Origin of the sequence: Nocardia jinanensis (assembly GCF_014645735.1) — a bacterium.
Lineage (GTDB): Bacteria > Actinomycetota > Actinomycetes > Mycobacteriales > Mycobacteriaceae > Nocardia > Nocardia jinanensis.
The window spans coordinates 73,453-97,369 of the sequence record NZ_BMMH01000006.1 but is presented as its reverse complement, the minus strand read 5'-3'; the positions used below and the strand labels follow the sequence as shown (position 1 = coordinate 97,369).

At 66.5% G+C, this 23,917-nt stretch carries 27 protein-coding genes; 15 read left to right on the top strand and 12 right to left on the bottom strand.

Annotated elements, in window-relative coordinates:
- Positions 1-8 precede the first annotated feature (8 nt).
- Both IEY68_RS15965 and IEY68_RS15960 read right to left on the bottom strand, forming a co-directional pair.
- Positions 9-1,226, bottom strand: coding sequence for an NAD(P)/FAD-dependent oxidoreductase (locus IEY68_RS15965; protein ID WP_062999409.1), 1,218 nt, complete (start codon positions 1,224-1,226; stop codon positions 9-11).
- Positions 1,223-1,471, bottom strand: coding sequence for a ferredoxin (locus IEY68_RS15960; protein ID WP_268241630.1), 249 nt, complete (start codon positions 1,469-1,471; stop codon positions 1,223-1,225). The genes IEY68_RS15965 and IEY68_RS15960 overlap by 4 nt, the downstream gene beginning before the upstream one ends.
- 105 nt (positions 1,472-1,576) lie before the next feature.
- Between IEY68_RS15960 and IEY68_RS15955 the strand changes: the two genes are divergently transcribed.
- A complete protein-coding gene (locus IEY68_RS15955) occupies positions 1,577-2,227 on the top strand; it encodes a TetR/AcrR family transcriptional regulator (protein ID WP_062999405.1) in 651 nt (216 codons plus the stop codon).
- A gap of 379 nt (positions 2,228-2,606) precedes the next feature.
- Here IEY68_RS15955 and IEY68_RS15950 read toward each other — a convergent pair whose 3' ends face one another.
- Complete coding sequence (locus IEY68_RS15950; protein WP_062999403.1) at positions 2,607-3,368, bottom strand: 3-hydroxyacyl-CoA dehydrogenase; 762 nt, start codon at positions 3,366-3,368, stop codon at positions 2,607-2,609.
- A 108-nt stretch (positions 3,369-3,476) separates the two neighbouring features.
- Here IEY68_RS15950 and IEY68_RS15945 point away from each other — a divergent pair, with 108 nt between their 5' ends.
- Positions 3,477-4,226 (top strand): enoyl-CoA hydratase/isomerase family protein, encoded by a 750-nt coding sequence (locus tag IEY68_RS15945; RefSeq protein ID WP_062999402.1) that lies wholly within the window; start codon positions 3,477-3,479, stop codon positions 4,224-4,226.
- 127 nt (positions 4,227-4,353) lie between these two features.
- Here the strand turns inward: IEY68_RS15945 and IEY68_RS15940 are convergent, their stop codons facing one another.
- Complete coding sequence (locus IEY68_RS15940) at positions 4,354-5,253, bottom strand: NAD-dependent epimerase/dehydratase family protein (RefSeq protein ID WP_062999400.1); 900 nt, start codon at positions 5,251-5,253, stop codon at positions 4,354-4,356.
- A 347-nt stretch (positions 5,254-5,600) separates the two neighbouring features.
- Here IEY68_RS15940 and IEY68_RS15935 point away from each other — a divergent pair, with 347 nt between their 5' ends.
- On the top strand, positions 5,601-6,056 hold the full coding sequence (locus IEY68_RS15935; protein WP_062999559.1) for a nuclear transport factor 2 family protein: 456 nt from the start codon (positions 5,601-5,603) through the stop codon (positions 6,054-6,056).
- Positions 6,057-6,164: 108 nt separating this feature from the next.
- A complete protein-coding gene (locus IEY68_RS15930) occupies positions 6,165-7,790 on the top strand; it encodes an AMP-binding protein (protein ID WP_062999398.1) in 1,626 nt (541 codons plus the stop codon).
- Between the two features lie 40 nt (positions 7,791-7,830).
- Here IEY68_RS15930 and IEY68_RS15925 read toward each other — a convergent pair whose 3' ends face one another.
- Positions 7,831-8,580 carry an enoyl-CoA hydratase-related protein gene (locus IEY68_RS15925; RefSeq protein WP_062999396.1) on the bottom strand — a complete coding sequence of 250 codons (750 nt, stop codon included), beginning with the start codon at positions 8,578-8,580 and terminating at the stop codon, positions 7,831-7,833.
- A 25-nt stretch (positions 8,581-8,605) separates the two neighbouring features.
- Positions 8,606-8,836, bottom strand: a complete 231-nt coding sequence (locus IEY68_RS36930; protein WP_062999394.1) for an ATP-binding cassette domain-containing protein — start codon at positions 8,834-8,836, stop codon at positions 8,606-8,608.
- Positions 8,837-8,938: 102 nt separating this feature from the next.
- Between IEY68_RS36930 and IEY68_RS15915 the strand changes: the two genes are divergently transcribed.
- Positions 8,939-9,748, top strand: a complete 810-nt coding sequence (locus IEY68_RS15915; protein ID WP_229718821.1) for an ABC transporter permease — start codon at positions 8,939-8,941, stop codon at positions 9,746-9,748.
- Here the strand turns inward: IEY68_RS15915 and IEY68_RS15910 are convergent.
- The 3 genes from IEY68_RS15910 to IEY68_RS15900 all read right to left on the bottom strand — a co-directional run bounded on the left by IEY68_RS15910 (position 9,652) and on the right by IEY68_RS15900 (position 12,598).
- Positions 9,652-10,200 (bottom strand): TetR/AcrR family transcriptional regulator, encoded by a 549-nt coding sequence (locus IEY68_RS15910; RefSeq protein ID WP_229718820.1) that lies wholly within the window; start codon positions 10,198-10,200, stop codon positions 9,652-9,654. The two genes, IEY68_RS15915 and IEY68_RS15910, sit on opposite strands and share 97 nt — an antisense overlap.
- Before the next feature lie 182 nt (positions 10,201-10,382).
- On the bottom strand, positions 10,383-11,393 hold the full coding sequence (locus IEY68_RS15905) for a phosphotransferase family protein (protein ID WP_062999388.1): 1,011 nt from the start codon (positions 11,391-11,393) through the stop codon (positions 10,383-10,385).
- Complete coding sequence (locus IEY68_RS15900; RefSeq protein WP_062999386.1) at positions 11,390-12,598, bottom strand: acyl-CoA dehydrogenase family protein; 1,209 nt, start codon at positions 12,596-12,598, stop codon at positions 11,390-11,392. The genes IEY68_RS15905 and IEY68_RS15900 overlap by 4 nt, the downstream gene beginning before the upstream one ends.
- A 138-nt stretch (positions 12,599-12,736) precedes the next feature.
- On the opposite strand from IEY68_RS15900, the gene IEY68_RS15895 reads away from it, so the two are divergent.
- The gene (locus tag IEY68_RS15895) at positions 12,737-13,594 is read left to right on the top strand and encodes a TetR-type transcription factor C-terminal domain-containing protein (protein ID WP_229718819.1); all 858 of its coding nucleotides are present in this window, start codon (positions 12,737-12,739) and stop codon (positions 13,592-13,594) included.
- Between the two features lie 57 nt (positions 13,595-13,651).
- Here the strand turns inward: IEY68_RS15895 and IEY68_RS15890 are convergent, their stop codons facing one another.
- Positions 13,652-14,050 carry a nuclear transport factor 2 family protein gene (locus IEY68_RS15890; RefSeq protein ID WP_062999382.1) on the bottom strand — a complete coding sequence of 133 codons (399 nt, stop codon included), beginning with the start codon at positions 14,048-14,050 and terminating at the stop codon, positions 13,652-13,654.
- Between the two features lie 57 nt (positions 14,051-14,107).
- Entirely contained in the window at positions 14,108-14,779 is a 672-nt protein-coding gene (locus IEY68_RS15885; RefSeq protein ID WP_062999380.1) for a TetR/AcrR family transcriptional regulator, read from the bottom strand.
- Positions 14,780-14,983: 204 nt separating this feature from the next.
- Here IEY68_RS15885 and IEY68_RS15880 point away from each other — a divergent pair, with 204 nt between their 5' ends.
- The 3 genes from IEY68_RS15880 to IEY68_RS15870 are packed head-to-tail and all read left to right on the top strand — an operon-like array spanning position 14,984 to position 17,006.
- Positions 14,984-16,108, top strand: a complete 1,125-nt coding sequence (locus IEY68_RS15880) for an amidohydrolase family protein (protein ID WP_062999557.1) — start codon at positions 14,984-14,986, stop codon at positions 16,106-16,108.
- An 11-nt stretch (positions 16,109-16,119) separates the two neighbouring features.
- On the top strand, positions 16,120-16,359 hold the full coding sequence (locus IEY68_RS15875; protein ID WP_062999555.1) for a hypothetical protein: 240 nt from the start codon (positions 16,120-16,122) through the stop codon (positions 16,357-16,359).
- Complete coding sequence (locus IEY68_RS15870; RefSeq protein WP_229718818.1) at positions 16,356-17,006, top strand: hotdog domain-containing protein; 651 nt, start codon at positions 16,356-16,358, stop codon at positions 17,004-17,006. Before IEY68_RS15875 ends, IEY68_RS15870 begins: the two co-directional genes overlap by 4 nt.
- Before the next feature lie 120 nt (positions 17,007-17,126).
- Here IEY68_RS15870 and IEY68_RS15865 read toward each other — a convergent pair whose 3' ends face one another.
- Positions 17,127-17,498, bottom strand: a complete 372-nt coding sequence (locus IEY68_RS15865) for a DoxX family protein (RefSeq protein WP_062999378.1) — start codon at positions 17,496-17,498, stop codon at positions 17,127-17,129.
- 156 nt (positions 17,499-17,654) lie between these two features.
- On the opposite strand from IEY68_RS15865, the gene IEY68_RS15860 reads away from it, so the two are divergent.
- From IEY68_RS15860 to IEY68_RS15835, 6 genes are all read left to right on the top strand, one after another.
- On the top strand, positions 17,655-18,395 hold the full coding sequence (locus tag IEY68_RS15860) for a TetR/AcrR family transcriptional regulator (protein WP_062999551.1): 741 nt from the start codon (positions 17,655-17,657) through the stop codon (positions 18,393-18,395).
- A 501-nt stretch (positions 18,396-18,896) separates the two neighbouring features.
- A complete protein-coding gene (locus IEY68_RS15855; protein ID WP_062999549.1) occupies positions 18,897-19,610 on the top strand; it encodes an MlaE family ABC transporter permease in 714 nt (237 codons plus the stop codon).
- Between the two features lie 2 nt (positions 19,611-19,612).
- Complete coding sequence (locus IEY68_RS15850; protein ID WP_062999376.1) at positions 19,613-20,470, top strand: ABC transporter permease; 858 nt, start codon at positions 19,613-19,615, stop codon at positions 20,468-20,470.
- 5 nt (positions 20,471-20,475) lie between these two features.
- Positions 20,476-21,693: an MCE family protein gene (locus tag IEY68_RS15845; protein WP_062999374.1), complete on the top strand. Its 1,218-nt coding sequence runs from the start codon at positions 20,476-20,478 to the stop codon at positions 21,691-21,693.
- Entirely contained in the window at positions 21,690-22,712 is a 1,023-nt protein-coding gene (locus IEY68_RS15840; RefSeq protein WP_062999372.1) for an MCE family protein, read from the top strand. The genes IEY68_RS15845 and IEY68_RS15840 overlap by 4 nt, the downstream gene beginning before the upstream one ends.
- On the top strand, positions 22,709-23,914 hold the full coding sequence (locus tag IEY68_RS15835; protein ID WP_062999547.1) for an MCE family protein: 1,206 nt from the start codon (positions 22,709-22,711) through the stop codon (positions 23,912-23,914). The genes IEY68_RS15840 and IEY68_RS15835 overlap by 4 nt, the downstream gene beginning before the upstream one ends.
- Positions 23,915-23,917 lie beyond the last annotated feature (3 nt).

Below are 23,917 nucleotides of genomic sequence, written 5' to 3'. Positions count from 1 at the left end.
TGGTGTGGTCAGGCTGCGGGGCTGTGCGCGGCCATGGCGGTTGTCCAATCGGTGCGGTCGGCGACCACGGACCGCAGGGCACGCAGCGGGCGGACCATGTTCACGCCGAGAGCGGCGGTCACCCGGCCGTCGCGTGCGCACAGCGCGGTGAACTTGCGCTCCGCGATATCGCCGTCGACGACGTGGATGCGGTCGGCACCGCGGCTGCGGCCGTAGATCTGGATCTTGAGGTCGTACTGGTCGGACCAGACGTAGGGCACACTGCGGAACGGTGTGGCCTCGCCTGCGCGGGCGAGAATATTGCGCGCCACGGCCGATCCCTGTTCGGAGGCATTGGTGCGGTGTTCGATACGTATGCGCTCGCCGGTGTCCGGGTCGGGGAAGGACGCCACGTCACCCGCTGCCCAGATGCCGTTGCCGGCAGAGAGGGTCTCGTCGCATTCGACGCCGTTGCCGAGAGGGATGCCGCTGCCGGCGAGCCATTCGACGTTGGGCCGGGTGCCGATACCGATGACGACAATATCGGCGTCGACGATGCGGCCGTCGACGAGCCGCACGCCGGTGGCGCGGCCCTTTTCGCTGGTGACGCTCTCGACCATCGCCTCGGTGACGATGTCGACCCCGTGGTCGCGATGCACGGTGGTCAGCATGTCGCCGACCTCGGCACCGACGGCGTCGGACAGCGGCACCGGCCGGTCGGTGATCATGGTGACCCGGCAGCCCAGTTCGCGGGCCACGGCGGCGGCCTCGGCGCCGATGAACCCGCCGCCGACGATCGCCAGGTGGGGCCGTGCGGCCAGCGATCGCTGCAGGGCCAGTGCGTCTTCGAGATTGCGCAGCAGGTGTACCCCCTCGATCCCGTCGATTCCGGGCAGGGCGCGAGCCCGCACGCCGGTGGCGACCACCAAGGCGTCGTAGCCGAGTGCGGTGCCGTCGGTGAGGCGGACCTCGCGGGCGGACGCGTCGAGAGATGCTGCCGGGGTGCCGAGTTCCAGCTCGACGCCGAGATCCTGGTAGGCCTCGGCGGGGCGCAGTGTGAGCTTCTCGGTGTGCCAGGCGCCCGACAGCAGTTGTTTCGACAGCGGCGGCCGATCGTAGGGCAGGTGCGGTTCGTCGCCGACAAGAGTGAGTGCGTCCTCGTACCCCGCGCGGCGAAGCCCCTCGACTACGGACAACCCGGCCGCCGAGGCCCCGACGACGAGGACCCTGCGTGGCGCCGGCCTCATTCCCGCAACTCGATGGCCGCGGCGGGGCAGATGGCGGCTGCGTTGCGGATGTTTTCGTACTGATCCGCACCGGGCTCGGCGTCGAGCAGTACGACGACGCCGTCCTCGTCGCGCTGATCAAAGACCTCCGGGGCGGCCAGTACACACTGTCCGGCGCCGCAGCACTTGTCCTCTTCGATCAATATCTGCATGGGTTCTCCCTGGTAGGGGTCGGAATACGCCGGCCCGTCTTTAACTTTCCATATATAAATTTACAAGTGTTTAGTTTGGTTGAAAAGGCGATTCTCCGGTTGGCATCTGTTGTGTGCGTCATGTTCGCTTCAGGTTTGCGTTGTGCGAACCTGGGAAGCATGTCCTCATCCGCCGATTCGACCGGTACGTCTGGTTCTCCGGGTCTTGCCAGGTCGCGCAATGCCCGGGGCGAAGGCGGCAGACTGCGCACCGAAATCCTGGAAGCGATGCTCCGGCTGATCGCCGACGAGGAGCGGATGAGCCCCATTCCGCTGTCGCTGCGGGAGGTGGCCAAGGAGGCCAACATCACGCCACCGGCCATTTACCAGCACTTTCCCGATAAGGAGACGCTGGGGCGTACTGCCATGCACTGCCTGTTCGACCGACTGCTGGAGCAGATGGATCAAGCGGCACAGGACGCGGCGAGCCTGCGGCCCGCGGCGAGGTTCGCGGCGGTAGCGCACAGCTACTGTGATTTCGCGCAGCAGAACCCGGCCGGCTTCCGGTTGATCTTCACGGTGTCCCCGGAGGCGGTGGGAGACGACGGCGCCAACTCCGGTGATGTGGCCGAGCGCTGGCGGGTCGCGGTGACGTGGCTCGCGGAGGAAGGTATGCGGCTGACGATGGCCCCGCGGGAGGCGGCACTGTCCTTATGGTCGGCCGTGCACGGTCGTTTGATGCTCGACCTGTCGGTTCGCGACGTGTGGCCGCAGGGCGGTGTACACGAGTTCATCGACGACCTCACCAGGTCGGTCGTGGACGTCGGCTAGAGTTTCGGCACCCGAAATCGACCGCAGGTGTTCAGCACGGAGAGTCGAGGATTTCTTCGGCAGTCCTGCACCGGACCAGTGGTCGAGGTGTGGTGCCGCTGCTGTGCTGCAGGTGTGTGTCGTGGTGGTTCGAACTCGATGGCCGTGTCGGCCGTCGGCGCGGCGGGCGCGCTCGTGGCTGCGTCTTTCCGGCAGCCCGGGCATCTTCGGCAGAACCGGCTGCGGGCGGTCGGGTGTCTACGTTTGCCGCTCATGTCCTACGCAGCAGCTCGCGCCGCTGCGTAGGACCGTGGGAACGGACGTTTTCGGCGGCTCCGCCTTCATCGCCGGCGGATCACGCACGTATCCGACGTCTTGCAGGCGCGGAACGCCGGGGGTTTCAGCGGGGCGCCATCCGGATCGCGCCGTCGAGGCGGATGGTTTCACCGTTGAGCATGGGGTTGGCGACGATATGCGCGGCGAGGGCGCCGTACTCGGACGGGTCGCCGAGGCGGGACGGGTGCGGGACCTGGGCGCCGAGAGATTTCTGGGCCTCGTCGGGCAGGGTGCCGAGCAGCGGCGTCTTGAAAAGCCCCGGCGCGATCGTGTTGACGCGAATGAGCAGGGACGCGAGATCGCGGGCGATGGGCAGGGTCATGCCCACCACCCCGCCCTTGGATGCGGAGTAGGCGGCCTGGCCGATCTGGCCTTCGTAGGCGGCGACCGAGGCGGTGTTGATGATGACACCGCGTTCGCCCTCGACCGGTTCGGTCCGGGCGATGCGTTCGGCGGCGAGGCGGATCACGTTGAACGTGCCGATGAGGTTGACGGTGACGACCTTGGTGAAGGCGTCGAGGGGGAAGGCGCCCTTCTTGCCGACAGTCTTGATGGCATTGCCGATACCGGCGCAGTTCACCGCGATACGCAGCGGGCCCAGGGATTCGGCGACGTCGAGGGCCTCGGCGACGGCGGTCTCGTCGGTGACATCCGCGGCGACGAAGCGCACCCGGTCGCCGAGTTCCTTGGCGACCGCCTCGCCGTCGGAGGAGGGCAGGTCGATGATGACGACGACGGCGCCTTCGGCCAGCAGGGCTTTGGTGGTGGCCAAGCCGAGGCCGGAGGCGCCGCCGGTGACGACGGCGATGCTGTCGTTGATCTGCATCTGGATTTCCTTTCGGTGCTGCGACGGTTTCGCAAGCTAACTAGCTAGACGTAGTTTACTATGTCATCTATCTGATGGGTTCTGCTATCGGATACGAACGGAGACGATATGCCGGTAACCACCGAAGTCCGTGACGGCGCAGTGATCGTCACCCTGCGCTGGACGGATAAGCGCAACGCGCTGTCGGCCGCCGACGCCGATATCGTGTCCGACGCCATCTCCGCGGCCGGGTCCGAGCCCGATGCCCGAGCGCTCGTCCTGACCGGGGAGGGCGCATTCTCCGCGGGCGGCGACCTGCCGTACTTCGCGGAACTCGGCCGTACGCTGACGCCCGAGGCGGTCCATCGCACCATCTACCGCCGCGTACAGGCAATGGTGCGCGCGCTCGGTGATTGCCCGATCCCGACCATCGCGGCCGTGGACGGTGCGGCCGTCGGACTCGGTATGGACCTCGCCCTCGCGTGCGATATGCGGTTCGTCGGCCCCGCGGGCTTTCTCATGCAAGGGTGGGCCCGCGCGGGCCTGATCGCGGGAACCGGTGGCGTAGCCCTGCTGCACCGCATCGCGCCAAATCTACTGTGGCGGTTGCTCGCGGCACCGGAACGGATCACCGCGGATCGAGCGGTGGAGCTGGGCCTGGCCGAACGCGGTGAACCGGACGCACTGGCGGCGTCGCTCGCTCGCGTCGAGGCGCTGTCCTATATCGATCGCCGCGTTCTCGGCGACTACGCCGCATTGGCGCGCAGGGCGGCCTGGCCGGTGGACGAGAACTTCGACGAGGCCGGCGCCCTCCAGGGTCATCTGCTGACCTCGCCGCAGTTCCAGAACCTCACCCGAAAGCTGCTCGGAAAGTCCTGATATCGCTCCGCCGGGCAGGTCCGGATTTTCGAACCTCCCCTGGCATCGCGCGTCCGGATCCTGTTGTCCGACGGGTCCTTCCGCATTACCGGCACTCGCGTTCGTCGGCGGCCGGTGCCGCCGGTGGTCAGGTCACATCCACCGGAAGGTCGAGCTCGGCCAGCACATCGAGCCGGTCGGGATGCGGTTGCCAGCCGAGCTCGTGGCGCGACCGGGGCGCACGGGTGCGGCTGCACGTCGAGAAGACGATCAGTGCGGCGAAGGTGCCCCATATCTCCACACCTTCGGACAGGTCGATGCTGCGGGCCGGTACGCCGTGCCGGCGTGCGAGGGCCTCGGCGATCGTGCGGAAATTCGTTTCCCCCGACACCGCGTGGTACAGCGCGCCCGCCGGCGCCTTCTCGGCCGCGAGGTAGAAGATCTCGGCGACGTCGTCGACGTGGACGTTCGAATACAGATTCAGGCCGCGGCCGATATAGCAGACCGTGCCCGTTTTCTCGATCGACGTGCGGAAGCCGTCGAGCATGGGGGAGCGGCCGTGACCCCATATCATCGCGGGCCGCACGACAATGCCGCGGACACCGCGCGAACCCGCGGCCCGCACCAGATTCTCGGTATCGACGCGACCGCCGATGTACTTGGACGGGGTGAAATCGTCGTACTCGGTGAACGTGTCCTCGCTCCACTCGCCGTCGGTGCGCTGCGACAGGACACCGGTGCCGGACGTGAAGAGCAGCGTCTTCCCGGTCCCCGCGAGAGTGTCGATCAACGCCTCGACGGTGCGCCGTTCGGGCTCGAGCAGTAGCTGTGCGGCGTATACGACGATATCGGCGGCGGCCGCGTGGGCCACGGTGGCCGCGGGGTCGGTGAGCAGGTCGCCGAGCACGGGTTCGGCCCCGGCCGCCCGGAGCGCGTCCGCGGCGGCGTCGTTGCGGACCAGGCCGCGCACGGTGTGCCCACCGGCTACGAAACGCCGGACGAGCGCGGAACCGAGGAACCCGCCCGCGCCGAAAACAAGAACCTTCATGGCGTCCTCCCGGGACTCTCGTCGAGCCTGCGCCTCGTGGAGCGGCGAGGATTACATAGCTTACTTGGTGTGTAATGTTTCGCACGACGGAGATCTCGGTGAGTGCTTCGCCGACGCGAGCAATGTCATGGGTACCGGGAATATGCGGCCGAGTTCGACGAAACCTTGCCGTCTACCTAGTTAGATAGGTAATACTTGTTCTGAGCGATGGTGTGGCTTCGGCAACACCCGCGTCCGAGCATGGCATACCTCGAGCGAAACGGAGCCGAAGTGGACCCGATCGATACCGGCCCCGGTGACAGGTCCGCGCCGAAGCCGCGCGGCACGTGGCTGACGGCGTTATGACGATGGACCTCACGGAACTGCTCGCTCGCGAAGGCGTCCGCGACACGATCGCCCGGTACGCGCACGCCGGCGACGGTGGGAAGCTCAACGAACTCGCCGAATGCTTCGCTCCGGACGGCACGCTCGAGATCAAGGGCAGGTCCACCGCGACGGGGCGGGACGCGATCGTCGCGATGCTCGGTGCCGGCACTGCGTCCGCCGAACCCCCGCGGACGAGCTCGGGAGCGAAATTCTTCCAGCGACATTTCGTCGCCGATCCGGTGTTCGATTCGATCACTGCCGAGCGTATCGACACCCGTGCCTATTTCGTGGTGTTCGGGCCCGACGGTGCGGACCACTGGGGCCGATACCGGGATGTGTTCGTCCCGGTCGGCGACCGCTGGCTTCTCGCGCACCGTTCGGTGGCGGTCGATACGACGGCGCCGGGTTCGTTCCTCGCGGCGCGGTGGTCGCAGTAGACCGCGCGCACCACGACAACGCGTGCTCGCCCACACGGCCTCGCAGCGCCGGTGGACGGCAGGCCGGAGAAGACAGATCATGACCCCGAAGCGAACCGAGGCGCCGAGATGACAGCACCCGAGATCACCACCTACGATCCCGCCGCGTTACGCGCGATGTGGTACCGCGAGGGCTTCTACAGCGACCGCACGTGGCCCGACGTGCTCGCCGAGAGCTGTGTCGCGGGAGCGGCGGCGACCGTCGTATACGCCGGTACCGGCGGAACGCAACTCGTGACGACGGTCGGTGAGATCCACACGCTGGCGCGGCGGGTGGCCGCGGCGCTACAGGAGCGTGGCGTCCGTCCCGGCGATACCGTCGCGGTGCAGCTTCCCAACCGGATCGAGGCATCGATCGCCTACGCGGCGGTACTGCTCGCCGGTGCGGTCCTCGTCCCGATCGTGCACATCTACGGGCCGAACGAGGTCCGCTTCATCCTCGAACAGTCGGGTGCCAAGGTCCTCGTCCAGCTCGACCGCTGGCGTTCGGTCGAATACGGCGACCGCGTCGCCTCCTACGCCGGGATACCCGGCCTGGAACAGATCGTCGTGGGCGGCGGTACGGTTCCCGCCGGCGCGGTCGGATGGGACGAGTTCGTCACCACCGCGGCGGTGTACACCCGCCCGGCCGTCCGGTCCGACGATATCGCCTTGCTCATCTACACCTCCGGCACCACTTCTGCTCCGAAGGGCGTACAGCACAGCCATAATTCGCTGCTCGCCGAGCAGTGGTCGGCGCCGCAGTACCTGGGATCCGGTGCCGACGCCGTCCAGCTCGTCTCGTTCCCGCCCGGGCATATCGCGGGCGTGGGCAGTGTGCTGCGGCCGCTGCTGCACGGTCAGGACACCGTCTACATGGATACCTGGGATCCGGCGCTGGCCGTCGAACTGGTCACCCGGCACCGCGTCACCGCGACCTCGGGTACGCCCTTCCACCTCATGGGCATGCTCGACCTCGGAGATGTCACCGGCAAGCTGGCGACGCTACGTGAATTCCTCATCGGCGCGGCGACGGTGCCCGAGGACCTGGTCCGCCGGGCAGCGGCTGCCGGTATCAGCACGTACCGCTGCTACGGATCGACCGAACAACCCACCATCACCTCGGGCACCGCGAGCGACCCCGAGCCCGCGCGCCTCGGCACCGATGGTGCGCCACTTCCCGGTGTGCGGGTGCGCATCGTCGACGAGTCGGGCGCCGACGTGGCGCCCGGAGACGATGGCGAGGTCGTCACGCGCGGGCCCGATCAATTCGTCGGGTACCGCGACGAAACGCTCAACGCCTCGGCATTCACCGCCGACGGCTGGATGCGCACCGGTGACCTCGGCCATCTCGACGCCGACGGGCGGCTCACGATCACCGATCGCATCAAGGACGTCGTGATCCGGGCGGGGGAGACCATCTCGTCGGGCCAGCTCGAGGATGTACTGGTGACCCACCCGGCAGTGGCCGAGGCGGCCATCGTGGCCGCTCCCGATCCCCGGTTCGGGGAAGTGGTCGCCGCCGTCGTGGTGCCGGTGCCGGGCACCGAGATCGATCTCGACGGCATCCGCGAGCATTTCGCGAAATCCGGTCTCGCGAAACAGAAGACACCCGAGCGGCTCGTCGTGGTCGATGCGCTGCCCCGGACGGCACTCGGCAAGATCCGCAAGGCCGAACTCCGCGCCGAACACTTCCCGAAGGGCGGCAGCCGATAAGTATGCGCCGGAGGGTCCACGGCCGCGGACCCTCCGGTCGTCATCGTCCTCGCCATTCCGGCCTGCGGCGCTCGAAGAACGCCTGTACACCCTCCTGGAGATCTTCCGAGGTCATGATCGCGTCGATTGCTCGTGCGGTTGCCGCCCAACCGATTTCGTCCGCGACCGCGTACTGGTCCGCGAGCGCCGCGAGGGTCTGACGGACCGCGACAGGTGAAGATTCGCAGATATCGTCGGCCAGAACGAGCGCTTCGCGGAGTGCGGTGCCCGGCTCCGCGATCCTGTTGACGAGGCCGAAGTGGTGGGCTCGTTCGGCGGACAGGCCGGCGCCGGTGATGAGAAGTTCTTTGACGACAGGCAGTGGCAGAGTCCGCACCGCCCGGAACAACGCTCCCGACGTCGCGACCACACCGCGCCGTGTTTCCGGCAGGGCGAACCGGGCCGTGGTCGAGGCCACCACCAGATCGCACGCGAGGGCGATCTCGAATCCCCCGCCCAGGGCAGGGCCTTCGACCGCTGCGATCAGTGGCTTTCGGCGCTGACGCCGGATCAGCCCGTATTCGCCTCCGCGGTCGGTCTTCGCGTCACCGCCACTGCTCAGGTCCGACCCCGCCGAAAATACCGAATCGGTCCCCGTGATGATGCCGACCCACAATCGGTCGTCGTCATCGAGCCGGTCGAGGGCGGCGCCGATCCCTTCGGCCATCGCGCGGTCGATGGCATTGCGTTTCGTTTCGCGCTCCAGGTGTACGACGAGTACTCGCCCCCGGATGGTTTCTCGTACTGTCATCGCGGTGCTTCTCTCCGGGGTGCGCTCAGGCCACTGCGGTCTCGGGCATCTCGGGGATGGCCGACAGCAGGGTCGCGACGGGCTCGTCACACACGATCAGCGACGGCCCCGTGGTGGACTTGCCGGCGCCTGATTCGCCTACCGGGGCGAGGGTTTCGCCTTGGTTCGAGGTGAACGACACATCGTCGACCGCCGGCCGTGATGCGGAGCCGTGCGGGAAGGTTTTCGACAGGGAGCGGACGTCGAGCAGGGGCATGGTGCTCCACTTCGGGTCGGGAAACAAACCGGGGGTTGCGTGATCTACCTAACTTAGTATACATAGTGTTCTATGTGAAGGTGCGCTTTCGCCGACCTATCCGTGGTCGTGGCGGTCGTGCGCGCACTGTGCCGCGACCGGGTGACGCTGTGCGCCCTGGTGTTCCTCGCCTTCATCACTATTGTCGTGGTGGCCGGACCGTTCATCGTGGGTACCGAACCCAATGCGCTGAACCTGCGCCATGCCCTCGTCTCGCCGAACGGCGAATTCTGGCTGGGCACCGATGCTCTCGGCCGGGACCAGTTCAGCCGGCTCGTCGACGCCACCCGCGTGACCATGGCGACGTCGATGTTCGCGATCGGCATCGTGTTCTCGCCCTCGATCTTCCGCATCGTTCGCGGTGCCACGATGGCGGTGCGCTCGGAAACATACGTGGAGGCGGCGGTCGCCATCGGCTGCCGGCCGCTGCGCATCATGTTCGTCCACGTGTTGCGCAATACCTTCCCGCCCGTTTTGGTCCAGGTCAGCCTGCTCTTCGGCATCGCGATGATCGCCGAGGCGAACCTCGGCTTCCTCGGTCTCGGCGTGACACCGCCGCAGGCGAGCTGGGGATCGCTGTTGCGCACCGCATTCGACAACGTCTATACGGCGCCCTTCAGTTTCAGCGGCGGTATGGCGCAGCGCGTGATGATCGCCACGCGCAGTTCTCGACGGAGATCGGCCTTGCGTACCTTCCCGATCGGCGTGCGCGGAAGGGCATCACGGACTTCCAGATACTCGGGCGTTTTGTGCCGGGTGATCCCCGGGGTTCGCTGCTACTTGCCGACCACCGGTAGCCCGGTATCCAGGATTGATTCCACGGCGCGAACGGCGCAGCGGTGTCGCTCCGGAACCGACGTGGCCGACAGGTAGGTCAACCCGGAGGAAATCGACACAATGACATCGACCAGGGACTGTCCGTCGACATCGGGAGCAAGCTCACCGTGGGCCACAGCATCGCTGATCAGCCGGCTGTACAACTCCTCTTCGGCCTCGCGGCGGCGGGAGCGCAGTGCGGAGAGGTCCGGATGGCGATTGGTCTCGAACGAGATGCTCGCCTCGAACCTGGTCACCGACGGATAGTCCTCGACACATGCGAGCGCCTCCTCGAGGATGGCGGTCAGCCGGCCGAGCAGTGTGGCCTCCCGCTCCGCCGCTTCCTCGAGGCGTCCCACTACTTCGCCTAGTACGGACTCCAGCGTGGCAACCACCAGCGACTCCTTGGACGGGAAGTAGTGGTAGATCGCCGCGCTGGTGAGCTGAGCTTCCTGGGCGATCGCTTTCATGGTGGCATTGGCGTAGCCGACCTCGGCGACGTGCTTCATCGTGGCAGCCTTGATCCGCCGGCGAGTCCGGTCTCCGTCCGCTCCCATCGGGCGGCCTATGTGAGCAGTCGCGCCCATCTGTCCCTCCCGTCCTGTGGAGCCGTATTCTCCCATGGGTTCTCCCGCGCGGCCTCGCCGGTGGCCTGCGCGGGAAATCGGGATCGTAGGCGGGTCCGGACGCGCTACGAAAGAGCCCGCAATCCCGCGGCCATGAATTCTGCTGTCACCTCCGCGGCGCGCAGGGCATCGCCGCCCACGTCCGAGCCGCGCAGTGCACGATGGGCGATACCCTCGCCGATGACACCCAGCTTGAAGTTGGCCAGTGCTGTGTAGAAGTTCCAGTTCCCGAGGTCGCGGCCGGAGCGGGTGGCGTACCGGTGGGCGAGTTCGTCGGCGGCGGGCAGCCGGGGGCTGGTCCACGCGGCATCGGTGCCGAGGACGAGGTCGAAGCTCGGCGTGCGGTAGACGCACATCAGGGCGATATCGGTGAGCGGGTCGCCGAGGGTCGAGAGTTCCCAGTCGACCGCTGCGCGAACGATATTCGGCTGGGCGGCGTCGAGAATGGTGTTGTCGATACGGAAATCGCCGTGAATGATCGATGCGGCCGAATGTGCCGGAACCGCGTCGGACAACGCCGCGTGCAACGCCGCCACATCGGGGAGTTCGCGAGTTTTGACCCGCTCCCATTGCCGAGCCCACAGCGCGATCTGACGAGCGAGGAACCCATCCGGCCGGCCGAAGCCGCCGAGCCCGATCGCCTGGTAGTCGACGGCGTGCAGATCCACGAGAACCGAGACCAGGGTGTCGGCGGCGGCCTCGACCTGCGCGTCGGTGAGCGCCGCGAGATCTGCCCGGTCTCGGATCACGAGCCCGTCGACGTATTCGACGACGGTCATCGGGGCGCCGAGTGCGGTGCCCGCCGAATCGAAGGTGACGGTTCGGGCGACCGGTACCGGGGTGCCCTGGAGCCGGCCGGCGACGGTGTACTCGCGCGACATATCGTGCGCGGAAGGAGTCAGTCCGCTCGTCGGCGGTCGCCGTACCACCCAGGTCGATTCGTCGTCGTAGGCCTTGAAGGTCAGGTTGGATCGTCCGCCGCTGATCAGTTCGACCCGCAGTTCGCCACGCACGGGTACACCCGCGTCGATCAGGTATCGGCGTAATGCGGCGACGTCCATGCCGGGCGTGCTCATTGGTTTTCCTTCGCGGCGCGTTTGGCGGCGCCGACGACTCGTTTGGCGATGGCCCAGCGGTGCACTTCGGACGGGCCGTCGTAGATCCGGAACGGCCGGACTTCGCGGGAGAGCCGGGCCAGCGGCAGATCGTCGGAAACACCCAGGCCCCCGCACATCTGGATGCTGCGGTCCACGATGCGGAAGATGGCTTCCGCGGCGAAGGTCTTCGCGATGGATGTCGAGTCGGATGCGGGCTGTCCCTGGTCCAGTTCCCAGCAGGCCCGGGTCAGCAAGGCGCGGGTCGCCGCGATATCGATCTCGTTGTCGGCCACCATCTTCTGGGTCATGCCGAGATCGCCGAGTTTGGTGCCGAATCCGTCGCGCCGGGCGATATGGCCGACTGCGATATCGTGCCCGCGCCGGGCGGCGCCGAGCCAGCGCATGACATGGGTCATCCGGGCGGGCCCGAGGCGTACCTGCGCGTACTGGAAACCGCGGTCGACTTCGCCCAGCACGCCGGAATCCGGGACGAACACCTCGTCGAAGAACACCTCGCAGTGTCCACCGAGCATGGCCTTGTCCAGCGTTCCGATATGCCGGCCCACCCGCAGGCCGGGTGCGTCCGCCGGGCAGAGGAACATCGTGGCGCCCCCGCGTTGTCCCGGCTCACCGGAGGTGCGGGCGAAGATGATGAAAAAGCCCGCACCGTCTGCGCCGGTGATGAACCATTTGTGGCCGGTGATCCGCCAGCCGCCGTCGGCGCGCACCGCGCGGGTGGTCAGCGCCGCCGGATCCGAACCCGCGCCCGGTGCGGGTTCGGTCATCGCGAAGGCCGAACGGATATCGCCGCGCGCGAGGGGCTCGAGGAACTGTTGTTTCTGCTCCGGGTCGGCGACGTGGGCCAGCAGATGGACGTTACCTTCGTCCGGCGCGGCGATATTCAGGGCCGTGGGACCGAACAGTGAGTACCCGGCCTCCTCGAACACCGGCGCGCGCTCGGACATGTTCAGCCCGTGACCGCCGTACTCGATCGGCGCATGCGGCGCGAAAACCCCGGCCTGCTGCGCTTGCCGCTGCAACTCGACCCGCACGGTGTCCCCGCCGGCGGCGGCGATATCGCCGAGGTGTGCGTCCTCCACCGGGAGCACGACCTCGCGGACGAAGGTCCGGACCTGCTCCACCAGTTCGGTGGTCTCTGGCGCACAGGACAGATCGATGGGCATCCGAAACTCCTCGAAGGTGGGGGCCGGGAAACGGGTCGGAACGATCGTTCGGCCCGCCGGGCTTATAACCTGGCATATGTGTCGAACAACCGTCAAAATGTTCAGGATTTCTGAATGCTGGAGCGAGGTGCATATCCAATGGCCGTACCGGAGGCGATCCGCTCGGCTCGGCGAGCCGCGGGAATATCGCAGCGCGAATTGGCTCGCCGTCTCTCGCTGAGTCCGGCGACCCTGAGCGCGATCGAGAACGGAAAGACCAAGGTCACCGTCGACCGCCTGCGATTGTTCGCCGCGGCACTCCAGGTGGACGTGCACGACCTGCTCGGCGGCGGCGACGTCCCGGTACGGACCGTCGCTACCCGCGGGAGCAATGGAGATCGCCCACCGGGACCGACGGCCGGGTGGCGGGACTTCCCGCCCCTGCGCCTCGATCCGGTACTCCACGCCGCGCTCGAATCGTTCGTCGAAACGGGATATCACGGCGCCACGATGCGTTCGCTGGCGCACCGCGCCGGTATCAGCGTGCCCGGGGTGTACCACCGTTATCGAGACAAACAGGGACTCCTGATGCGGATACTCGATACCACAATGGACGAACTGCACTGGCGAGTGGACGCCGCGCGGGCGGAAGGCGCGACGAGCATCGCCCGCGTCGCCCTGATGGTGGAGGCGTTGGCGCTCTATCACACCCATCGCCGAGCGCTCGCCTTCATCGGCGCCAGTGAGATGCGCAGCCTCACCGGTGAGAATCGCCGCCATATCACCGCATCGCGCAACGCGATCCAATACGCACTCGACGACGAGATAGCCGCCGCGATCACCGACGGTTACCTGCGGGCCCAGGATCCGCGCGTGGCCGGACGGGCCGTCGCCACGATGTGCACGTCCCTGGCCCAGTGGTTCCGTATCGACGGCCCCAGCACACCGGAACATATCGCGAGCCGGTATTCGGCCTTCGCGCTCGACCTGCTCGGAAGGCGAGAAACCGCCCTCTGAGCGTTCCGGAGGTCAGCCGTGTGGATCAGCGGGTTCTCGGCATTACGCCGGCGCTGTTCACTGCTGCCGTGTCAGTTCCGCTCCCATCGCCGCGATAACGGCCTGCAAGGCCTTGAAAGGCCGAATCATGACGGTGAACTCGGTCAGGCGGCCGTCGGTATCCCAGCGGATGAGGTCGACACCATCCACCACCAGCTCATCCACGGTCGCGGAGAAGCGCAGCACGGCGGAATCGTCATCGAACCACTGGTGGCCGTAGGTCAATGTCGGGCCGAGGACCTGCAAGGCCGCCCACAAGTAGGCGAAGGCTCGATCGCGGCCAACCTGCGGTGTGTGCACTGCCGGTGAACGGAACACCACCTCGGGTGCGAGTAGATCCCGGAGTCGCGCGGTATCGGGCTCGGCGACGAGCCGGTGCCACGCGGCCACCGCGGAGGGGGTGTCGGTCGCAGCCATGGTGTGCCTTCCTGGCGAGTGGGCGGTGGGAATTCGGTACGTGGTGCGGGCGGCCGGTCAGTCGGTCAGCTGGGCGCGGGTCTCGTAGGACACCGGTGCGGTGAGCATGCCGACCCAGCCGTCGACATAGTTGTGTAGCTGGGCCTCGCTGATGTGATGGGTGCGGGCGCTCGCGCCGAGCAGGTTCAGCACGCTGTTGTAGAGCTGGAACGTCCGGCCGCGGCGGATACGGTCGGGCAGATCCTGAAGCGCGGCCTCGACGAGTTGCTCCATGCGCTCACTACTCCAGAAATCCTCCAGGTGGTCCGGCCAGTACGAGGTGCGGGCCTCGGGATCTTCGCTCAGCCGTGCGAGGAACGGGACGAACATTTCCCCGGCCCGGATGCTGTCGGCCAGCGGTCGGACCATGAGCCAGACGACCGCGCGCGGATCGGCGGCGGTGCCCTCGTCGCGGATCCGGTCGAGCAGGGCCTGGCGACCGGCGTCGAGTCCGGCGAGGCGGTAGGTGATCAGCGCGCGGACCAGCCCTTCCCGAGAGCCGAAGTGGTAGCCGATCACCGAAGAATTCGATTGGCCGGCGGCCAGCTGTATCTCGCGGAGCGTGACGGCGTCGACACCGCGTGCCGCGAACAGTTGCTCGGCGGCTTCCATCAGGGCGATGCGGGTCGACTCGCCCGTCGAGTGCTTGCGTCGCCCGTTGTGCTCGGCTGTCTCTGCCATCCCAGTCATCGAACCACTCGTTCCCGCGATATCGGAGCTTCTAATCGGAGAGTATTACATAAATCGTCGATTCTGCCCGGTCTGCGCATCGAGAAGGAAAAACCTAAGAACTAATCATTAGATTTGTCTGGACTGCGCGGCTCGGAAGTGCCATGCTGGGTCTCGGCTACCCGTGAGAGATCGGGAGCGTCCTCGAGCCCCCTGGGAGAGATGATGAGCAAGATCTGGACCAACTCCGGCGACTCGCATTTTCTGGAGCCGGACGACCTCTGGCAGCAGCGACTGCCGAAGCGGCTGGCCGATCTCACTCCGCGCGCGGAGAAAGAGCCCGATGGTGAGTGGGAGACGGTGCACGTCGACGGGCAGTCGTTCCGCCGCAAGCTGCCTTCCTCGGCGGCGGTGCAGTTCGTCGAGGAGAGCCACAAGCCCAAGGGTGTGCGCGACGCCCGCGCCCGGCTGGCCGACCTGGACAAAGAGGGCGTCTGGGGCGAGGTCATCTTTCCGTCGCTCGGCATGTGGGCCTCGACCTTCCGGACTCCCGAGCTGCTGAAGGCGTGCATGCGGGCGAGCAACGAGTGGGCACTGGAGGAGATCACGGCGGTGTCGGACCGTTACGTCGTGACCGCCCAGGTCTCGACCCTCGATGTGAACGACGCGGTGGAGGAATTGACCTGGGCCGCGGAGCAGGGCTTCAAGGCCGTCTTCCTGCCGACCACCCCGCATCCGAGTGCCGACGACTGGCATCGCAGTAGCTGGGAACCGTTCTGGACGGTCGCCGAGGAGGCCGGGATCGTCCTGGCCTTCCATATCGGCACCGATCCCGTGGATATGGCCTCGGGCGGGGCGGGGCAGGTGTACCGCGGTCCCGGCGGTGCGGTGATGAACTACACCGAGACCACGTTCTCCGGTCAGCGGGCGGCGATGAAGATGGTTGCCTCGGGTGCGCTGGACCGGCATCCGAATCTGCGGGTCCTGATCTCCGAGGGCGGCGCGACCTGGGTGCCGTTCCTGGGTGACCGCATGATCGAGGGTTACCGCCAGCATCACATGGCGGTCCGGCCCAAGCTCTCCCGTGACCCCAAGGAGATCCTGTTCAGCCAGATCTACGCATCGTTCCAGCACGACGAGACCGCGGTGGCCGCCTACGATCACATGGGCTACAAGAATGTGATGTTCGGTAGCGACTACCCGCATATGGAAGGCACCTTCGGGCATACCCAGGACACCCTCAAGGGACTGTTCGACGGCATCTCCGACGAGACTCGCCTGCGCATCACCCAGGGCACCTTCTACGAGCTGTTCCCGCACGTCCCGCCGGTCCCGGCCGACGCGCAGTGACCGGGAACGCGATGACCACGACGAAGGAGGATCCGGCAGTGTCGGACGAGGAGAGCGGCCTGAACGAGAAGCCGCTGGAATTCTTCATGGCGGCGGCCGGCACCGGCGGCTACCACGACGGCCAGGCAGTGATCCCCGTGGACGACCACTACCGGGCGTTCTGCACCTGTGGTGAATGGGAGACCACGGCGCCCACTCAGGAAGAGGGGTTGCGTCAGGCCCGGATCCACACCGGAAGTATCAGCGCGTGACGGCCGAGGCGCCGGACGATGTTCCCCTGTCGGGCGGAGGCTTCCCGCCGACCCGTACGTGGGGCGAACCAGGATTACCGAACCCGGGTGGTGGCGCCGAATACGGCGACATGATCGCGGAACTGCGGCATTTCCTCGACGTACTGGCCGCGGCGGCGCCGGACCCCGCGACGAGCGCCGGCCTCGCCGCCGACCTCGCCGCGTGGTCGGGGAAGCTGACGCCGATGGCGGTCGAGGAGCGCCGTGCCATTTTCGCCCGGCGCCTCGATCTGCCCGGCCGGGGGCAGACCATGTCTCCGGCCTTTGTCGTGGAAGGGGGAGACCGGGACAGCGTGTACGGCACGGTGACTTTCGGTCGCTACTACCTCGGTGGGGGCGGTGCCGTGCACGGTGGTGCGATCCCGCTGCTGTTCGACGAAGTGCTGGGCCGATTGGCCCAGGCGGGTGGTCGGGCGCCCTGCCGCACCGCCTACCTGCACACCGACTATCGGTCCATCACGCCGGTCGGAGTCGAACTGCAGGTTCGCGGTCGGTTCGTCAGCGAAGAGGGCCGTAAACGTGTCCTGCGCGCCGAGATCCGGCACGGCGATGTCCTGTGCGCGGAGGCGGAAGGGTTGTTCGTCCAGCTCCGGCCGGGTCAACCCTAGTCTCGATCCAACGATGAGGCAGGTGACGGGTCAGCGCGCCTGCGGCACGCTGACCCGCTGCTTTCGGGTAGAGGGTCAGCGGCTGGTCCACAGCGCGGTGACCCGGCGGGAAGCTGGGAGTCAGAAGCTATAGGGGCCGAAGCGTCCCCAGGCCACGAATACCGCGGCGGCGAACAGCACGACGTTGAACACGATCGCCGACGGCTCCTTGCGGCGGGCGTGGGTGACCACGGCCAGGGCCATGATGAGGGCCAGCCCCGCTGCCGCGATCGGCGTCAGAATCGGGGCGATCCCGGTAACCGCGGGCAGGATCAGCCCGAGCGCGCCGAGCAGCTCGGAGACGCCGATCAGGCGCAGCGTGCCGACGGAGACATCTGCGACCCACGGCAGCTTCTCGGCGAGTTTTTCTTTGGGCTGGGTGGCCTTCATCACCCCGGCCATCCCGAACAGGACGGCCAGGACCCCGGCCACGATCCACAGGGCAACGTTCACCGTACAGCTCCTTCGATCATCGAGCGCGAAGCGCGACGCCCCGGTGGGTTGTCGCCTGCCGGTCCCGATCTGCGGGGTGGAACGGGCCTCCCGGTGCGCTCGGAGAGTGTAGCAAGATAAGTGGGTACGGTGTTCCACTTATGTAGGGTGGTGGCTGTGCCATTCCCGACGACGCCGGCCACCGGCTTTCCCGAGCAGCGCGAACCGGAACTACGTGTCGATGCCGAACGCAACCGCGAACGCATCATGACCGCCGCGCGTCGGCTGTTCGCCCGGGAAGGCCTGGGGGTGTCGATGGCGGCCGTCGCTCGCGAAGCCGGGGTGGGTAAGGCCACGCTGTCGCGGCGGTTCTCCACCCGCGAGGAACTGATCGCAGCGGTCTTTGCCGATCGTATGGACGCCTATGTCGCGGCCACCGGCACCGCACTGGCCGATCCCGACCCGTGGCATGGGTTCGCCGGCTACATCCAGGCGGTGTGTGCGATGCAGGCCGCCGACCGCGGGTTCGCGGACGTGCTGACCATGACCTTCCCCACCGCCGAATCCCTGGAAGCCCGCCGCGCACAAGCCTTCAACGGCTTCCTGCAGCTCATCGACCGCGCCCAGGGAAGCGGCCACCTGCGCGCTGACTTCGTCAGTCAGGACCTGGTCGTGCTGCTCATGGCGAACGCCGGCGTCATCGCCGCGACCGGTGACGCGGCTCCGGACGCCTGGCAGCGACTGGTCGGCCAGGCGTTGCGCGCATTTGCCACCCCCGGAGCCGAACTCGCTCCGCTACCCTCGCCGCCGGAACCCCGCGCGCTGTACCGCGCGATGGTCCGCCTCACCCGATCCCAGCCGGGCGGGGCGCCCGGAAACCGGCCCGGCGCGACAAGCTCCACAACCCCGGACCCGTGACACGCCACCTCGGCCCCGCGGCTCGGAGCAGCCGTGATCGAGACCTTTCAGGCCGGCGCACGTCGTCCGGTTCCGGTCGCGAACGCTATCGAACGATGGTGAAGGGCCGGGCGATCCGATGCTACGGCAAAAAACTAACTCACTAAATAATAATTAGTGTGAATCAGCAGGTCAGCGGCCAATCGTAGAGCCTGAGCGGCGTCCCTGCCCGGCAGTCGAGGTCGAGTCGGTCGTCCGTTTTCCGGGCTGCGACGCCAATCGTGTTGCTGAGATGCTGCGCGAGACAACCTGGGCGGGGATCCGGTATCTGGCAGGCAGGCGCCACATTCACCGTGCGTGTGCGGTGCTCTGGCCCGATCGCCGAGGTTCGGATCGAGGGTTGTGAATGTAGTGGGAATCACATACTGTCGCACTGGTTAATTATTGCGCCAGTGCGGAGGAGGTCCGGGAGTGCAACATCTCATCGGCGTTCCGGTCCGTGCGGTCGGTGGGTTCTTCCAGATGTGCGCCGCCACGGGCCGAGCGACTTTCAAACGCCCGTTCCAGTGGCGTGAGTTCTTCGATCAGGGCTGGTTTCTGGTTCGAGTGGCACTCTTGCCGACCCTGCTGGTGGCGATGCCCTTCACTGTTCTGGTCATCTTCACGTTGAATATCCTGCTCGTCGAATTCGGCGCGGCGGATCTGTCGGGCGCCGGCGCCGGGCTCGGCGCGGTGACCCAGGTCGGCCCGTTGGTCACCGTATTGATCGTGGCCGGTGCCGGCGCCACCGCGATCTGCGCCGACCTCGGTGCACGGACCGTGCGGGAGGAGATCGACGCGATCCGAGTTCTCGGTATCGATCCGATTCAGCGCCTGGTTGTTCCGCGTGTCTTCGCCTCGACAGTGGTAGCGCTGCTGCTCAACGGACTTGTGGTGACGATCGGCCTGGTGGGCGGATTCGTATTCTCGGTCTACGCCCAGAACGTGACGCCGGGGGCCTACGTATCCGGCCTGACCTTGGTGACGGGCCTGCCGGAAGTGGTGATTTCGGAGGTCAAGGCCGGATTGTTCGGTCTCATAGCGGCATTGGTCGCAAGTCATATGGGATTGAGCGTCAAGGGTGGCCCGAAAAGTGTCGGCGATGCCGTGAACGAAACGGTCGTCTACGCGTTCATGGCCCTGTTCGCGGTGAATGTCGTGGTGACCGCTGTCGGCGTAAAAGCGACGTTGGGATAGAGATGGAAGACTTATCGGTAATTCGCAGCAGATATCCCAGCGCTGTGCGGCTGATCGGGGCGCCGGCCAGGGCACTGGAGCGGGCCGGGCACCAGGGCCTGTTCTACTTCCGCAGCTTCCGCGATATCGGCCACGCACTGACCGGCTACCGAAAGGAGACGATTCGCCTCGTCGCCGAGATGGGGATGGGCTCCGGTGCCCTCGCCGTCATCGGCGGAACTGTGGTGATCGTAGCCTTCATGACCTTGTCGGCGGGCGCGCTGCTGGCAATTCAGGGCTTCGCCTCGCTGGGCGATATCGGCGTCGAGGCCTTGACCGGGTTCTTCGCCGCGTTCATCAATGTCCGCGTGGTGGTTCCGACCACGGCCGGTATCGCGCTGGCCGCCACCATCGGCGCCGGAGCCACCGCACAGCTGGGAGCGATGCGGATCAGCGAGGAAATCGACGCCCTGGAAGTCATGGCCGTTCGATCTGTTTCCTACCTGGTATCCACTCGGGTCATCGGCGGGCTGATCGCGATCATCCCGCTGTATTCGATGGCGGTCCTGATGTCGTTTCTGTCGGCCCAGTTCTATACGACACTCATCGCCGGTCAATCCTCGGGCGTCTACAACCATTACTTCAGCACGTTCTTGCGTCCCTCGGACCTGCGGTGGTCGTTCCTGCAGGCGATCGTGATGGCGCTGACGGTAATGCTGATCCACTGCTACTACGGCTACCACGCGGCGGGCGGGCCCGCCGGGGTCGGTGAGGCGGTCGGGCGAGCGGTTCGCGCCTCGCTGGTATCGGTAGTGATGGTGACCCTGCTCGTATCTCTCGCGATATACGGCACCTCCGGCGATTTCAACCTGGCGGGCTGAGGAGTATGAGTCCTTTCTCGATCGGATCGAAGGACAAGACGTCGCGCTACCGTCCCCCGCGGTACAAGACCGCCGGGATTCTGTTGATAGTCGCTCTCACCGCGATCATCACCGTGTGTCTGTCCTCATTTCGCGGTGGCTTCGATACGAGCATCCCGATTACCGTGGTATCGCTGAGATCGGGCCTCGTGCTCGATATCGGTTCCAAAGTGAAGGTGCACGGTGTAGAAGTCGGCCGGGTGGCGCGCGTGGCCAATACCCCCGACGGTGCGAGTATCGAACTCGCCATCGATCCGGCCGAACTCGCCGGGATACCCGGAAACGTCGAAGCGGAGATCAAGCCTTCGACCGTATTCGGGGCCAAGTATGTGGAGCTGGGCGCCGACGGGCTCGCGGCGACAACACCTTTGGCCCCGGGCGCATCGGTACGGGCCCGCACCGTGACCACGGAAGTCAACACCGTCTTCCAGAACATCTCCTCGATCCTGGAGAAGATCGATCCGGACCAACTCAATGCCACCCTGAGCGCCATCGCCGAGGGTCTTCAGGGCCGCGGTGAAGCCTTGGGCGAGACACTGTCGGACGCCGATACCGCACTGGCCGCGCTGAATCCGCGACTCCCTCAGCTGCACTCCGACCTTCGCGATACCGCCACTGTGGCGCATACTTTCGGCGATGCCGGCGAAGACCTCGTGTCGATCCTGCGGAATGCGACCGTGACGTCGGCGTCGGTGGTCGATGAACAGGACAACCTCGAGCGTCTCCTGGTCTCGGCCATCGGGCTCGGTGATTCGGGGAGCGCGTTCCTCGACGAAACCGGCGCCGGGATCGTCGATTCGATGCGGCTGCTGGTGCCGACCACGGAACTTCTCGCCGAATACAGTCCGTCGTTCGCATGCCTGGCGCATCTCGGCGCGACCACGGCCGTACGTTCGGCGCGGCAGATCAACGACCACGCGATCAGTCTCGACGCCGGTCTCCTGTTCGGAGACGACCCCTACACGAACCCGCAGAATCTGCCCGTGGTGGCGGCGAAGGGCGGGCCGCACGGCGCGCCGGGTTGCTATCCGCCGGTCACCTGGGACAACTACCCCACCCCGTACCTGCGGATGAATACCGGTGCCCCGCTCAACGGGCCGGGCACCTACACCCCGCGACTCGGCTCCCCGAGTGCGATCGAATTCCTCTTCGGTAACGCCATCGGAGGTCCCGGCCGGCCATGAGAATCTCCGCCACCATCGTCAAGTTCTCCGTATTCGCCCTCGTGATGTTGATGGTCCTGTTCGGCCTCGTCGCGGTTTTCGGGAAGCTCCGTTTCCAGGACCGCGCGGAATACTCGGCCGATTTCGTCAACGTGTCCGGACTGCGCTCCGGCCAGTTCGTCCGGATCGCCGGTATCGAGGTGGGCCGGGTCGAGAGCGTCGGGGTCCTCGAGAACACATTGGCGCGGGTGTCCTTCTCGTTGGACAAGGACGTCGTCGTCAGCGGGGGGACCCGTGCCGTCGTGCGGTATGAGAATCTGGTCGGGGACCGCTATCTGGAATTGCTGGAGGGCCCCGGTGCTTCGGCGCCGCTGCCGGCCGGTGCCGCTATCGGCCTCGACCACACCTCTCCCGCCTTGGATCTCGACGCGTTGATCGGTGGCTTCCGGCCGTTGTTCAAAGCGCTCGACCCCGATCAAGTCAACCAGTTGTCGGCGGAACTCATCTCCGTACTGCAAGGCGAGGGCGGCACAGTGGCCAATGTCTTGAGCCGGACCGCGCAGCTCACCGGCGCGCTGGCCGACCGCGATCAGCTCATCGGTGCCGTGATCACGAACCTCAACGGACTGTTGGCGACTATCGACGACCGGGACGAGCAGTTCGATTCCATGGTCGACAATCTCCAGCAGCTGGTACGCGGAATCACCGCACAGGCCGACCCCGTCGCCGATTCGCTTGCCCACCTCGGCGCCACCTCGGCCACGGTTGCCTCGCTGCTCGACGTGACCCGGCCCGATATCAGCGCAGACGTTCAGCAGTTGGGAAGGGTGAGCACCAATATCGACAACGATCGGGACTATATGGACGGGCTCCTGTCGCGCCTTCCGCACGATTACCAGCGCCTGAGCCGGCTCGGACTCTACGGCGATTTCTTCAACTTCTACCTGTGCGACCTCACCTTGAAGGTCAACGGTCCGAACGGAGATCCCACCTATATCGACGTCATCGGCCAACGAGCCGGGAGGTGCACCGCACCATGAATTCGCTGAAGCCGATCGACGTATCGGACACATTCCGGGTCGGAATCGTCGGTTTGGTGCTCACCATCGCCGCAGTTCTCAGCGCCCAGAACTACGACAGACTCCCTTTGCTGGGTGCGCACCGTGAATATCGTGCGCACTTCGCCGAAGCCGGTGGACTGGAGGTGGGTGCGCCGGTGGAGGTGGCCGGTGTGACAGTCGGCAAGGTGACCGGTATGGAGCTCGACGAGAACAAGGTTCTTGTCCGTTTCTCCGCGGAGGGCGTCCTGGTGGGCGCCGAATCAGAGGCCGCGATCAAGACGCGAACGGTGCTCGGCAGCAAAACCCTCGAACTGCGGCCCCGCGGTGACACGGTGCTGAAGCCCGACGCCGTCATCGGCCTCGAACACACCACCGCCCCTTACCTGCTCACCGATACGCTCGGTGAGCTCACGACGACCATCAGCGGCCTGAAAACCGAGGATCTCACCGGTGCGTTGCACGTGCTCGGTGACACCCTGGACGAAGCCGAGCCCAGCCTCGGCGCGGCGCTCGACGGTGTGAGTCGGTTGTCGACCTCGATCAGCAGTCGCGACGGATTGCTGAAAGATCTACTGTCCAACGCCGCGGGGGTGACCGGCGTGCTGTCCGCGCGCAGCACGCAGATCAACCAGCTGATCCTGGACGGCAGCACTCTGTTCACCGCTCTCGACGAGCGGCGGCAGGCCATCGATGTCCTGCTGACGAATCTGCGCGCGGCGGCACAGCAATTACGTCTGCTCGTGGCGGAGAACGAGGCGCAATTGGCACCGGCGCTGGACAAGTTGAACGCAGTCGTCGACCTGTTGTCCGCCCACAAGGACGATATCCAGCGGACCCTGCTGCCGTTGAGCCAGTACGCACTGTCGCTGGGTGAATCGGTGGCCTCGGGCCCGTTCTTCAAGGCGTACGTGAGCAACTTGCTGCCGGGGCAGTACCTCCAGCCCTTCATAGACGCCGCATTCGCGCAGGCGGGAGTCGATCCCGGCGTTCTCGGCGTGCCCAGCCACCCAATCGACGGCGGAGACGACAGCCCGCGCGGCACGATTCCGCCGACCGGTACCGCCCCGGGACCGAACGGGCCGGTACCGCATGAGCCCCCGCCCCCCGGCTTGCCGATCCCTGGCCTCCCGATCCCTGACCTCCGGATCCCAGGGCTCCCGATCCCAGGAATGGGAGGCTGAACA